Source organism: Kribbella albertanoniae (genome assembly GCF_004348455.1).
Lineage (GTDB): Bacteria > Actinomycetota > Actinomycetes > Propionibacteriales > Kribbellaceae > Kribbella > Kribbella albertanoniae.
On the sequence record NZ_SMKA01000071.1, the window covers coordinates 18,819 to 32,404 of the forward strand.

The 13,586-nt window shown below is 68.1% G+C and carries 9 protein-coding genes; 2 read left to right on the forward strand and 7 right to left on the reverse strand.

The annotated features are described in order from the left end of the window. Nucleotides 1–33: 33 nt before the first annotated feature. From E1261_RS17690 to E1261_RS17720, 7 genes are all read right to left on the reverse strand, one after another. A complete protein-coding gene (locus E1261_RS17690) occupies nucleotides 34–570 on the reverse strand; it encodes a MauE/DoxX family redox-associated membrane protein (RefSeq protein WP_165952542.1) in 537 nt (178 codons plus the stop codon). A gap of 573 nt (nucleotides 571–1,143) precedes the next feature. Beyond that, nucleotides 1,144–1,827, reverse strand: coding sequence for a sirohydrochlorin chelatase (locus E1261_RS17695; protein ID WP_132407970.1), 684 nt, complete (start codon nucleotides 1,825–1,827; stop codon nucleotides 1,144–1,146). Then, a complete protein-coding gene (locus E1261_RS17700; RefSeq protein WP_132407971.1) occupies nucleotides 1,824–2,957 on the reverse strand; it encodes a uroporphyrinogen-III synthase in 1,134 nt (377 codons plus the stop codon). The genes E1261_RS17695 and E1261_RS17700 overlap by 4 nt, the downstream gene beginning before the upstream one ends. Next, entirely contained in the window at nucleotides 2,947–3,288 is a 342-nt protein-coding gene (gene nirD, locus E1261_RS17705; RefSeq protein ID WP_132407972.1) for a nitrite reductase small subunit NirD, read from the reverse strand. The genes E1261_RS17700 and nirD overlap by 11 nt, the downstream gene beginning before the upstream one ends. Before the next feature lie 2 nt (nucleotides 3,289–3,290). Further along, entirely contained in the window at nucleotides 3,291–7,190 is a 3,900-nt protein-coding gene (nirB, locus tag E1261_RS17710) for a nitrite reductase large subunit NirB (RefSeq protein WP_132407973.1), read from the reverse strand. Next, entirely contained in the window at nucleotides 7,187–9,298 is a 2,112-nt protein-coding gene (locus E1261_RS17715) for a molybdopterin oxidoreductase family protein (protein ID WP_132407974.1), read from the reverse strand. The genes nirB and E1261_RS17715 overlap by 4 nt, the downstream gene beginning before the upstream one ends. Then, nucleotides 9,295–10,659 carry an MFS transporter gene (locus E1261_RS17720; RefSeq protein ID WP_132407975.1) on the reverse strand — a complete coding sequence of 455 codons (1,365 nt, stop codon included), beginning with the start codon at nucleotides 10,657–10,659 and terminating at the stop codon, nucleotides 9,295–9,297. Before E1261_RS17720 ends, E1261_RS17715 begins: the two co-directional genes overlap by 4 nt. Before the next feature lie 172 nt (nucleotides 10,660–10,831). Here E1261_RS17720 and E1261_RS17725 point away from each other — a divergent pair, with 172 nt between their 5' ends. Further along, a complete protein-coding gene (locus E1261_RS17725; protein ID WP_238176283.1) occupies nucleotides 10,832–12,976 on the forward strand; it encodes an MMPL family transporter in 2,145 nt (714 codons plus the stop codon). 128 nt (nucleotides 12,977–13,104) lie between these two features. Next, entirely contained in the window at nucleotides 13,105–13,539 is a 435-nt protein-coding gene (locus E1261_RS17730; protein ID WP_132407976.1) for a YdeI/OmpD-associated family protein, read from the forward strand. The last annotated feature ends 47 nt before the right edge of the window (nucleotides 13,540–13,586 follow it).

Genomic DNA, 13,586 nt, shown 5'->3' on the forward strand with positions numbered 1-13,586 from the left:
GGATCCAGCCTCTCTTCACTCTTGCTTGCCGGGCTACGACGTGGCCGTCGTAGTGCGGAACAATCCGATCAGGTCGTCCAGCCGGGCGGTCAGCGCGACGCCGATCAGCGCGGCGAAGGCGACAACGCACGCCAGTCCGAAGTCCAGCGACGACGACCCGCCGCTCAGGTCTGCAGCGATGCCGAGAACGCCGAATGCCGTGAGGGCGGCATTGCGGGCCACGTGCTGCCTACCGAGCGGCGAGTTCGACGCCCCGAAGCAACGGCAGGGCGTCGTCTGCCGCCGTCGCAGGGCGCCGACGATGGCCACCGAAAAGACGGCGATCAAACCGACGGCGACGGCGAATCCCCACCGGACCAACGCGGGCACGATCAAGGCGACCACGATGGCGATCTCGGCCGCAACAACAGCGGCAGCGAGCTGTCGCGCCCGTCCTGCCCGCGCTCCGGTCAGCCGGGCCGTCGCTGCCGCGAAGTCAGCGACGGCAGTGCGCGAGTACACCTTCGAACCGGCGGACACGGCGAACACACCGCCCAGCAGAACCCGACAGCCGAACTCGAGATACTCCACACCCGCCTCGATCCACTGGTCCCAAGATTGGACGGCGGCGTTCGTCCGAACGCCGCCGACGATCACTGCGCGTCTACGGGGCGCAGGAGGCGACGGCTACGCAGGTAGTCGTCTCCCGCTGGCACCCAGGGCCCGAATAACACACCCGGGTCCGGTACCGGCGGTTGCCATTGCAGCTACCGCACTGGCCGACAATCTCGCAGGCCCGACAGGCCGCTGCTGTGATCTTCGGCGCGAAGGCGGAGAGCAGCCCGTCGCTCATGCGCTGGATCAACTTCGTCATGGAAACCTCCAGGGTCAGGGTGCGGAACCAATCACCGAGCTGCCGAGGAGGCCTACGGTCGACACACCCCGACCAGGCGCAAACTACGAGCACCCACTGACACCCCGCTGCCCGTACTCCACCCGTACCAGGGTGTACCGACGGACTGTTAGTGCGCGGCCCGAGCAGATGAATTGCAGCGTGAAACGGGTGCTGGTGGCCGGCTGAAGTGACCTACTAACAGTTCGTCCGTACGCAAGCCGCTAACCGTCGGCGCCCACAAACGTGCGGAAGGGGCCGACCTGGATGCGTCAGACCGCTACGCGTGCGGGTTGGCGGGCTGCGTCGTAGCGGGCTAGTGCTAGACGGGCTAGGCGTAGGTCGGCGCCGAGGGGAGGTGTTACTCGGTGGGGGCCGGCTTGTTGGTGGAGGCGGTCGGAGAAGTGGCCGGGGGCCAGGAGGTAGTTGGCTACGGCTAGGCGGCCGGGGGTGGTGGCTAGGACTGCGGGGAGGCGGCGGCCTCGGCCGGCTAGGTAGCCGATGGTTACGGGGCGGTGGATGCGGGCGTGCAGGAGGGCTGCGGTGCGTTCGCAGTCGGCTTGGGCTCTGGGGTCGGTGGAGCCTGCGGCTGCCAGGACTACGTGGTCGGTGCGGGAGAGGTCGCCCAGGCGGTCTACGAGGATGTCGGCGATCAGCGCGTGCGGGCCGAGGGCGGGGGCTGCGGTGAGGCCGGGGTGGCGGGCTACCTGGTCGGCGATGTCTACGTGGACGTGGTAGCCGCTGGAGAGGAGCAGCGGCACGATCACTGCTTCGGGGGCGTCGGTCATGACGCGGTCGACGAGGCCTGGCATGGCTGGTACGTCGACGTCTACGAACCCGAGTGACATCGAAAGCTCGGGACGCAGCTGAGCCATCTGGCGCACGATGTCGTGGACGACACGGATACCCCGAGGATCCGCGGTGCCATGAGCGACGGCGATCAAGTCGGGCCTCATGAGGGCACCGTCGCTGCTTCTACGGCCAGGCGGTAGCCGCGGCGGACTACCGTGCGGACCAGTTCGGGGCGGCCTACTGCAGTGCGTAGGCGGTTGACGGTGACTTCTACTGCGTGGACGTCCTCAGCGCCTGGCAGTACGGCCAGGAGGTCAGGGCGTGACACCACATCACCACCAGCAGCCACTAGTGCGGCCAGCACAGCCCGAGGGCCTGGGCCGAGGGGCAGTACGACGCCGTCCAGTACGGCGGCGCCGCCGCGGATCACGAGTTGCCCGAACTCGGTCTCGATCGAGCGGGCGTTGTCGTCGGTGAGGCGGTCGGTGACGATGCGGATGAGGGCACCGAGACGGTAGCGGTCGGGCACCAGTGGTTCGAGACCGAGGTTGAGGAAGGGCGCGGCCGTGACTGGGCCGACGCAGGCGTTCAGCACGCGTCCGGTCCGCAGTGCCGCGACCAGGGTGTCGTACTGACCGTTCAACGCGGCAGCGTCCAGCATTGCCTGCGCACCGGGCGCCGATGTGTGCACCACGGCGTCGACTGCACCTGTGCAGACCTGTCCGATCATTCGCTCGACCATCACCGGATCCGGCGCCGGCCCCCAGCGGTAGACCTCAAGCCCGCGCACCGACGCCCCAGCGCTGCGCAGCGTGTCCATCAGCCCCGGGTCCGACAAACCATGCAACTGTACGACGATCTTCCGCCCGTTGACGCCCTGGGCGCGCAGCCACTCCACTACCTCGATTGTCGTCTCGGACCGTGCCGACCAGTGCTCCACCAGCCCCGCGGCCCGAATCGCACCTCGTGCCTTCGGACCGCGCGCCAGAATCCGCGACTGCTCCAGCGTCACCAGTAGGTCCGCAGCAAGCCCAGCGGTGTCCGCAGCCTCGATCCACCCGCGGAAACCGACCGCGGTGGTCACCACCACGTCGTTCGGCGGGTTGGCGATCACCCGCCGGGTCGCCTCGATCAGAGCGTGGTCGTCGGCGACCGGAGTGATCTGCAGGGTCGGTGCGTGCAGCACCTTCGCGCCCCGGCGTTCGAACGACGCGATGAGGTCGTCCGCCCGCCGGTGCGCGGTCACTGCGAGCGTGCAGCCGCTGAGCGGCCCCGGCTTGCTGTTAGCCGTCACCGTTCTCCCCTACCCGAACCATCCCGTCGACGATCTCCACCGGGTAGACCGGCAGCGACACCTCCGGGTCGTCCAGACACATACCGGTGCGCAGATCGAAGACCTGCTTGAACATGGGCGACGCCACCGTCGGGACGTCGCCGCGACTGCCGACGATCCCCCGTGACATCACGTTGGCCCCGCTGTACGGGTCCTGGTTGCCGATCGCAAACACGGTCCCGTCGTGCAGCCGGAACAGCGCGATCTGCACCTCCCCGACCAGCGCCGCGACACCACGGTCAGGCAGCAGTACGTCGTACCGGCAGAGCACTGTGGACTCAAAGGCAGTCATGGTCATCGCCGTACCTCCAATCGGGGACCGGCGAGCAGCACCGGCTCCAGCTGTCCGCGCTCGGCCGGTGTGGCCGGGCGCGGCTGGTTGCGCTCGACCACGTAGCGCAGGTCGGCGTCCGGCTGATCCGGAGCGTTCACGAACGACACGAACCGGGCCAGCTTGGCGGGGTCGTCCAGCGTCGCCCGCCACTCGTCGACGTACGCATCGACGTGTTCGGCCATCGCTGCGTCCAGGTCGGCACCGATGCCGAGGCTGTCGTTCAGTACGACGTCCCGCACGTGGTCGAGGCCGCCTTCGATCTCCCGGACCCACACCGAGGTCCGCTGCAGCCGGTCGCCGGTCCGGACGTAGTACATGAGGAAGCGGTCGATCGCCTGGATCAGCTCGTCTTCCGACAGGTCAGAGGCGAGCAGTTCGGCGTGCCGGGGAGTCATGCCGCCGTTGCCGCCGACGTACAGGTTCCAGCCCTTCTCCGTCGCAATCACACCGACGTCCTTGCCGCGCGCCTCGGCACACTCGCGGGCACACCCAGAAACACCGAGCTTGAGCTTGTGCGGCGACCGCAGCCCGCGGTAGCGCAGTTCCAGCGCGATAGCCATCCCCACCGAGTCCTGTACGCCGTACCGGCACCAGGTGGAGCCGACACACGACTTCACCGTGCGGAGCGCCTTGCCGTACGCGTGGCCCGATTCGAACCCTGCATCGACCAGCCGCTTCCAGATGGCCGGCAACTGCTCGATCCGGGCGCCGAACAGGTCCACGCGCTGCCCACCGGTGATTTTGGTGTACAGACCGAAGTCCCGGGCCACCTCGCCGATCGTGATGAGCCCCTCCGGCGTGATCTCGCCGCCGGGGATGCGGGGGACGACGGAGTACGTGCCGTCCTTCTGCATGTTCGCCATGACGTGGTCGTTGGTGTCCTGCAGCGGCGCCTGCTCGCTGTCGAGCACGTGACCGGCCGGGTACACGCTGGCCAGGATGGACGCCACTACCGGCTTGCAGATGTCGCAGCCACGCCCCGTGCCGTGGCGCTCGACAATCTCGCTGAACGTACGCAGCCCGGTCACCCGGACCACATCGAACAGCTCTGCCCGTGACAACGCGAAGTGCTCGCACAGTGCCTTGCTGACCTCGACGCCGGCCTTGGCCAGCTCGCTGTTCACCAGGTTCTTCACAATCGGCAGGCAGGAGCCACAGCTGGTCCCGGCCCTGGTGCGACCGCACACTGACTTCACATCGCCGCAGCCCTCGTCCCGGACCGCGCACCGGATCGTCCCGGCCGACACGTTGTTACAGGAGCAGACCGGTGCGTCGTCGGGAAGCTCCAACTGAGTTGGTCCGGCGCCTTCCGGCAGCAGGAACCCAGCCGGGTCCGCACCGAGCTCCCGGCCGACCATCGGCCGCAACCCGGAGTACGCCGACGCGTCACCGACCAGGATGCCGCCGAGCAGCGTCCTGGCGTCGTCCGACAGCACCAGCTTCTTGTAGACACCGGCCACCGGGTCGGCGTACACGATGTCCAGTGCGCCCTCAGTAGTGCCGAACGCGTCACCGAAGCTGGCCACGTCGACCCCGAGCAGCTTCAGCTTCGTCGACGTGTCAGCACCGGGGAACGTCGCCTCACCGCCCAGCAGGCGGTCGGCCACGATCTCGGCCATGGTGTTGCCGGGGGCAACCAAACCCCAGACCCGGCCCTCGATGCAGGCGACCTCACCGATCGCCCAGACCCCAGGGGTCGAGGTCCGGCAGGCCTCGTCCACCACGACGCCGCCGCGCTCACCGATCTCCAGACCGGCGGCCCGAGCCAGCTCATCGCGCGGCCGGACACCGGTCGCGAACACCACCACGTCGGCCGGCAGATCCGGCCCCTCCGCGACCGCCATCGCCCGAGCCGAGCCCTGCGAGGTGAGCTTCACCCGGGTGGTCGCCGTCGACGTGCGGACGTCCACGTCCAGGCCACGGATCAGCCGCGCGAGCGCCGACCCACCGCCTTCGTCGACCTGCAACGGCATCAGCCGCGGCGCGAACTCAACCACTGTGGTGGCCGCACCGAGCGCCCGCAGCGCACCAGCGGCCTCCAGTCCGAGCAGACCGCCACCGACCACGACACCGTTGATCTGGTCCCGTTCCGACTTCAGCCGCTCGACATAGACGCGCAGTGCGGCCACATCGTCGATGGTCCGGTACACGAAACAGCCCTGCGCGTCGCTGTTCTTCACTGGCGGCACGAACGCCGACGAGCCTGTCGCCAGGACCAGTTCGTCGTATTCCAGCACTTCACCGCGTGCAGTGCTCACAGTCTTGGCAGCCGCGTCAATGGCCGTCACCTGCACGCCCTTGCGCAGCACTACCGCAGGGTCGTCCCACAGCGTCGGATCGCCTAGTGCGAGGTCGTGCGGGTCACGTCCGGAGAAGTAGCTGGTCAGTGCGACCCGGTCGTACGGGAGGCGTGGCTCTTCGGCCAGCACGGTGATCCGCCACTGGACCTCGGTGTCACGCGCGCGCAGCGCCTCCACCAGCCGGTGGGCGACCATTCCGCCACCCACTACCACTACGTGCCGGGCCTTGCTCAGCTCTGTCATCGTCGCCCTCCTGGCCGGTACTGGTTCGGTCTCGCCACGGCGGAACCGGTCAAGCAGGTCACCGACGGCACCGGTGCAACTGCCGCACCCGGTGGTCGCCCGTGTAGTGGCGGCGATGCCGGCGACACTGTCGGCACCTCCACGCCAGGCCGCCTCGAGCGCGGCCCTCGTTACTCCGTTGCACCGACAAACGGTGACTGCCTTCTTCACTGGTACGGCGGGCTCCGCAAGCAGCCCGTCCGCCACGACCGGCGTACCGCGGTCGGCCAGTAGCACCAGCTCCGCCGCAACCTCCGGCGCACCCACTGCTATCGCCGACCGCACCACACCGTCACGCAGTACGGCGCGTACCGTCCGGCTGTCGTCCTCGAGCCGGACCTCTTCACCGGTCTCGTTCTGATCGCCGAGCACCAGTACGTCGAACGCCCCGGCCGTCAGCCGAATCACGTCCGGCCGCAGCGACGCCGCCGTACCTGTCAGGTGTGCCGCCAGCACCTCCGCGTGGGACCAGGCGGACTCCACGGTTCCGGTGACCCGGCCGTCGATCTCCGCGCAGTCCCCGATCGCATGTACGGCGGGGTCGTCCGGGCTGGTCAGCGTCTCATCGACAACGATGCCGGTCCGCACAGTGAGGCCAGCGCGCTTCTTGCGCCCGACCGCCAGCTCTGTCCGCGGTTTCACCCCACAGGCCACGACCAGCAGGTCACCGAAGACCTGCCGCCCGTTCTTCAGCTGCAGGGCCCGGAATGCACCAGGTGTGTCGACCACCTCGGCATTCAGGAGCACCTCGATACCAGCACTCCGTACTGCCCGGGTGATCCGCCGTCCGGCGGCCAGCGGAACCGTCTTGTCCAGCAGGGCTTCCCCGTCGTGCACCAACGTCACCGCAACACCACGCTCGCGGAGCGCGCACGCAGTCTCGACACCGAGCACGCCCCCACCGAGTACGACGATCCGCCGGACCCGCCCGGCGGCATCGACCAGTGCACGCGCGTCGTCCGCTGTCCGCAGTACCTGCACACCAGCGCTGAGTCCAACCGGTACGACGGGCTCGGCACCGGTCGCGAACACCAGGTGGTCGTAGCCGTGCGCGCCACCCGCCGAGTCCGTCACCACGCGACGCTGACGGTCGACTGCCACTGCAGTCACCACCGACTCGTCGCCCACGACAGGCGCCGCGGCCCGGCCGGCGACGTACTCGGTCAGCCGACTGCGGTTGTACGAACCCTCGTCGCCGAGCACAGTCACGTCGTACGACGGCAGCAGCGCTGCGAGCCGTCGTCCGGCCATCCCACCGCCAACGATGACCACCTTCATGCGGACACCCCCGTCACGGGTAGCGCAGCCGCGCGCAGCGAGACCGCACAGGCCTTGAACTCCGGCATCCGCGACACCGGGTCGAGCACGTCGTTCGTCAGCTCGTTCACTGCGCCCGCACCGCCGTAGTGGAACGGCACGAAGACGGTGTCCGGCCGCACGTCGGTCGTTACGCGTGCCGCCAGCACCATGGCTCCGCGAGCTGTCCGCAACTCCACCGGGCGGCCGTCTGAGATCCCTAGCTGCGCAGCGACGCGCGGGTGGATCTCCGCGAACACCTCTGGCTCTGCCTCGGCCAACTCCGGCACTCGCCGTGTCTGCGCACCACTCTGGTAATGCTGCAGGAGCCGCCCAGTCACCAAGTACATCGGTGCTGCGCCGCTCAGATCGTCAGCCACCGGACGGTGGTCGACCGGAACCACATGCGCCCGGCCATCCGGCGTACCGAAGCGGTCCGCGAACAGCCGCGGTGTACCGGGGTGATCGACAGCAGGGACCGGCCAGAACAGCTCCTCGTTGTCGAGCCGCGACCAGGTGATCCCGGAGTAGTCGGCCTTGCCGCCTGCACTGGCCAGCCGCAGCTCCTCGAACACCTCCTCCGGGTCGGTCGAGAACGCCGCCGTACAGCCAAGCCTTGAGGCCAGACCGGAGAAGACGTGCAGGTCGCTGCGCACCTCACCAGGTGGTGCCACAGCGGCCTGTCGCCTCAGTACTCGACCTTCGAGGGACGTCATCGTTCCGTCCTCCTCAGCCCACTGCGTGACCGGGAAGACCACGTCCGCAAGCAGTGCGGTCTCAGACGGTACGACGTCCGCCACAACCAGCAGGTCCAACGCAGCAAGGCGTTCCCGGACCGATGCGAGGTTCGGAGCGGACACCAGCAGGTTGCTGCCGTGAACAAGCAGCGCCCGCGGACCGCCGGACGTACCCAACGAGTTGATCAGCTCGACCGCGCTCTTACCCGGTCCGGGCAGGTCAGCCGGGTCCACGCCCCACACTGCTGCGACGTGTGCACGGGCAGCCGGGTCCGCGATGCTGCGGTAGCCCGGCAGCTGGTCGGCCTTCTGACCGTGCTCTCGACCGCCCTGGCCGTTTCCCTGCCCAGTGATGCAGCCGTAGCCGCTGCCGAGCCGCCCGGGCAGTCCGAGCGCCAGTGCGAGGTTGATGCAGGCAGTCACCGTGTCGGTGCCCTTGCTGTGCTGCTCTGCGCCCCGCCCGGTCAGGATGAACGCTCCGGCACCGCCGTGGACCGGAGCTGCCGCTGCCAGCAGCCGGGCAGCTCGCCTGATCGTCAGAGCCGGTACACCGGTCACCCGCTCAGCCCGCTCGGGCCACCAGGCTGAGGTCGAGCGGTAGAGCGCGTCTGCGTCATCCACTCGCTCGGCCAGGTAGGTGGTGTCCGCAAGCCCTTCCTGCAGAACAACGTGCGTCAGTGCGAGCACCAGCGCCAGATCGGTTCCAGGCGTGGCCTGCAGGTGCAGTGCACCCGTTAGACCGGCCGTAGCCGAGCGGCGCGGGTCCACGACCAGCAGGCCGCCCGCCTCCTGCGCACGCTGCAGATGGGCGACCGCCGGCGGCATGGTCTCGGCGATGTTGCTCCCGACCAGCAGGATCGCGTCGGCCCCGCCCAGGTCGGTCAGGGGGAACGGGAGCCCGCGGTCGATGCCGAAAGCGCGGTTCGTCGCCGCTGCGGCCGACGACATACAGAATCTGCCGTTGTAGTCGACGTTCGCGCTCCGCAACGCGACTCTGGCGAACTTGCCGAGTGCGTAGGCCTTCTCGTTGGTCAGTCCGCCGCCACCGAACACTGCGATCGAGTCCGGACCGTCAGAAGCCTGCAGCGACCGGATGCGGTCGGCTACGAAGTCCAGCGCCTCATCCCAGCTGGTGGGAACCAGCTCACCGTCAGCGTTGCGCACCAGCGGAGTGGTGAGGCGGTCCGACACCGTGAGGACCTCAGCCGCAGTCCAGCCCTTACGACACAGACCACCCCTGTTAGTGGGGAAGTCGCGCGGACGCACCTCCACCGCCCCCGGCCGGTCGGCCGGGAGCAGCGTGGTGGCGCACTGCAGCGCGCAGTACGGGCAATGAGTGGGGACTGCGGTCACACGCGCTCCTGGCTGAGCGGGCCACCCTTGCGCAGGTAGCAGAAATACGTCACGGCCAGGCAGATCACGTAGAAGCCGCAGAAGACGTAGAGCGCCGGGACCAGCGAGCCGAAGTTGCTGGTCGACATCGCGAACCCACGGGGGACCAGGAAGCCGCCGTACGCACCGATCGCGGAGGCGATACCGATACAGGCCGCCGCCTCGCGCTTGGCCCGGCCCGGGTCGTCTGCCGTCGTCAGCCGGAACACCGCGGGGATCATCCGGTACGTCGACCCGTTGCCGGCACCGCTGGCGACGAACAGGAACAGGAAGCTGATCAGGAACCCGGCGAAGCTCTCCGCGTTCAGTGCCACGATCGAGGCCAGGATGCCCAGGCCCATCACCACGAAGGCACAAACCGTCACCCAGGCGCCGCCGAGCTTGTCCGACAGCTTGCCGCCGAACGGCCTCGCGATCGAGCCGACCAGGGCACCGAGGAAGACGATGTTGGACACCGTGATGTCAGGGAAAGTGGTCTTGATCAGCAGCGGGAAGGCCGCCCCGAAGCCGATGAACGAGCCGAAGGTGCCGATGTAGAGGAAGGAGATGATCCAGGTGTGCGGCCGCTTCGCCGCCGCGATCGAGCTGCGGAACGAAGAGGTCGCGACCGACAGGTTGGCCATCAACTTCCAGGCCAGGAAGGCGGCCAGCAGGATCAGCGGGATCCAGAGCAGACCGGCCCGGTTCAGCGACAGGCCGGCACCGAGGACGATCACCACCGGCACCACCAGCTGGACCACCGCGACGCCCAGGTTGCCGCCGGCCGCGTTGATGCCGAGCGCGAAGCCCTTCTCCTTCTCCGGGTAGAAGAACGAGATGTTCGTCATGCTGCTGGCGAAGTTGCCGCCGCCGACACCCGCGGTGGCCGCGACCAGCGCCATCAACACGAACGGCGTGTCCGGCTGGGTCATGAAGTAGGAAAGCCCGATGGTCGGAATCAGCAGCAGCAGGGCGGACACGATGGTCCAGTTCCGGCCGCCGAACCGCGGGACCGCGAACGTGTAGGGCAGCCGCAGCGTCGCGCCGACCAGGCTCGGCAGCGCGATCAGCCAGAACAGCTGGTTCGTGCTGTAGTCGAAGCCCGCTCTCGGCATCGAGACGACGACGATGCTCCACAGCTGCCAGACGGCGAAGCCGAGGAACTCGGCGAAAATCGACGGCCACAGGTTGCGGCGCGCGACCGCACGGCCCTTCGACTCCCAGAACGTCGCGTCCTCGGGGTCCCACACGTCGATCCAGCGCCCACGCCGCGGCGCCTCGACTGTACCGACCGCACCGGTCCGGTCACCGGTGGTGACCTCCGGTCCTGCCTCGAGCGTCATCGTGCGTCTCCTGTCGTCCGACCTCACTGATTAGGCCAGGACGCTATGACCGGGGTGTTTCCACGTGGTCATCTCGTTGTTACGCCGCCGAAACGGCTCCCGCACACCGGTCGCCGAGTGGTGAGAGAAGGATGGGTACTGTGCCTCTACTGACGGCGGAGGGGAACTGACCGTGAACAACAGGGTGCGATCGTTGGGGCGGTGGGCCTGGCGGGGCGGGATCGCGCTGGTCCTGATCGGCTGGCTGCTGATGGGCGCGATCGGCGGGCCGACGGTCGGCAGGCTGAGCGAGGTCCAGGAGAACGACAACGCCAACTTCCTGCCGAAACAGGCCGAATCCACGCTCGTTTCGAACGAATCGGCCAAGTTCGTCGACTCCAAGGCACTCCCGTACTTCGTCCTGGTCGAACGCGATTCCGGCATCACCCCGGCCGACCTGGCGGCGGCTCGTGGGTTCCTCGCGAAGCTGCCCGCGCTCGATCTCGGCGGTGGCAAGAAGCTCGGCGACTACCTGGCCGCTCCCCCGCAGACCGTCGTACCGTCCGCGGACAAGAAGGCCCTGCTCCTCACCGTCGAGCTGGACGGTGAGCGGGCCGACGAACTGGTCGCCGAGGGCGAGACTGTGCTGTTCGCCACTGCGGCCACGATGCGTGACGAAATCAAGCGGGATCTCACTCCGAGTGGTCTTCAGGTCTACGTGACCGGACCCGGTGGGGTGCTCGCGGACTTCATCGTCGCGTTCAGTGGGATCGACGGGATCCTGCTCGGGGTCGCGCTCGCGGTCGTCTTCGTGATCCTGCTGATCGTCTACCGCAGCCCGATCCTCCCGATCGCCGTCCTGCTGACCGCCGTCTTCGGACTCGCGCTGGCCGCATCGATCGTGTACCCGCTGGCGAAGAACGGCGTACTGGAGCTGAACGGGCAGAGTCAGGGCATCCTGTTCATCCTCGTGGTCGGTGCAGCAACCGACTACTCGCTGCTGCTCGTCTCGCGGTACAAGGAAGAACTGCACGACTACACCAGCAAGTACGACGCGATGCGGATCGCCTGGCGGGCTTCGATCGAGCCGATCGCGGCGAGCGCGGCCACGGTCATCCTCGGTCTGCTGTGCCTGCTGCTGTCGCAACTCGGCAGCACCAAGGGACTCGGGCCGGTCGGGGCAATCGGTATTTTCGGGGCGCTGATCGCTTCGATGACGTTCCTGCCGGCTCTGTTGCTGGCCTTCGGACGGCGGATTTTCTGGCCGTCGATCCCCCATGTCGATCACGTGCACGCGCGCGATCAGGTGGGTGGGCGGCGGCTCTGGGGTCGCGTGTCCGGGCTGGTCGGGCGGCACCCGCGACGGGTCTGGGTGATCAGTGCGCTGGCGTTGCTGGCGTGTGGTGCGTTCCTGCCGACGTTCAAGGCGAGCGGGATCTCGCAGGAGGACCTGTTCCTGAGCAAGGTCGAGTCCGTCACCGGGACCGAGGAGCTGGGCAAGCACTTCGACGCCGGCGCCGGTACGCCGGTCCAGATCCTCACCCCGGTCGCGCAGGCCGAGCAGGTGGTACAGATCGCGACCCAGGTCGACGGAGTCGGTGCTGCCTCGGCGTCGGTGGCTCCCGGCGTACCGCCGAAGGTTGTCGACGGCAAGGTTCTGGTCCAGGCGACCTTGAAGGTGAAGGCCGACTCCCCCGCCGCGACCAAGGTGGTCGAACACCTGCGCACCGAGCTCGACAAGGTCAGCCCCGACGTCCTGGTCGGCGGCAACACCGCGATCAACCTGGACGTCCTCGACGCCAGCAACCGCGACCTGCGGGTGATCATCCCGACCATCCTCGCCGTCATCTTCCTGGTCCTGATGCTGCTGCTCCGCTCGATCCTGGCCGCGGTCCTGCTCGTCGTCGCCAACGTGATCTCGTTCGCCGCCACCCTCGGCGTCAGCGCGATCGCCTTCAACCACATCTTCGGCTTCCCCGGCGCCGACCCCGCCATCCCGCTCTACGGCTTCGTCTTCCTCGTTGCCCTAGGCATCGACTACTCGATCTTCCTGATGACCCGCGTCCGCGAGGAGTCCGCCGAACAGGGCACCCGCCCCGGCATCCTGGTCGGCCTGGCCGTCACCGGCGGCGTCATCACCTCAGCCGGCGTAGTCCTGGCAGCCACCTTCTCAGCCCTAGCAGTGCTCCCCATCCTCTTCCTGGTCCAGACCGCCTTCCTCGTCGCCTTCGGCGTCCTCCTCGACACCACCGTCGTCCGCTCCCTCCTCGTCCCCGCCCTCGCCCACGACATCGGCCCCAAAGTCTGGTGGCCCAGCAAACTCTCCCGAGAGCGGTAGGGCGTACATAAGAACTGTTAGTAGGGCTCGGAGGCTGGCATTCCCAGGCGGGGGCGGGGTCGCTCAGGCCCGGAATTGCCGCGTACTAACAGTTCTTCTGTACACCTCTCCCCGGCTAGCTTGGGGGAATGGAGACTTTTGCGGGTGTGATCGAGGTGAACGACGGGGGCGGGGCTTGGGTTGAGGTTCCGGAGCCGGTGATCGCGAAGTTGGGTGGCGGCGGGCGGATTCCGGTGCTGGCGACGTTCGACGGGGTTGAGTACCGCGGGTCGATCGCTTCGATGGGTGGCTGTATGGCGCTCGGCGTGCTGAAGGGGATTCGGGCCGAGCTGGGTAAGGGGGCCGGTGACAGTGTCGCGGTGACGGTTGAGCGCGATACGGCTGAGCGGACGGTCGACGTACCGGAGGACTTTGCAGCTGCGCTTGCTGAGGCGGGGGTGCGCGAGGCCTTCGACAAGCTCAGCTTCAGTCACCGGCGCGAACATGTGCAGGCGGTGCTTGATGCCAAGAAGCCGGAGACGCGCACCCGCCGCATCGCTAAGGCAGTAGAGATGCTGAAGTGATCGTCCTGTCGCGGTAGGCACGCCAGTTGGTGGGTGGGAGCTCGGGC

Coding starts and splice junctions, on each gene's coding strand:
- nirB (WP_132407973.1), bottom strand. CDS start 7,190: ATGAAGGTGGTCATCGTTGGCGGTGGGATGGCCGGACGACGGCTCGCA.
- E1261_RS17730 (WP_132407976.1), top strand. CDS start 13,105: ATGGAGACTTTTGCGGGTGTGATCGAGGTGAACGACGGGGGCGGGGCT.
- nirD (WP_132407972.1), bottom strand. CDS start 3,288: ATGACTGCCTTTGAGTCCACAGTGCTCTGCCGGTACGACGTACTGCTG.
- E1261_RS17720 (WP_132407975.1), bottom strand. CDS start 10,659: ATGACGCTCGAGGCAGGACCGGAGGTCACCACCGGTGACCGGACCGGT.
- E1261_RS17695 (WP_132407970.1), bottom strand. CDS start 1,827: ATGAGGCCCGACTTGATCGCCGTCGCTCATGGCACCGCGGATCCTCGG.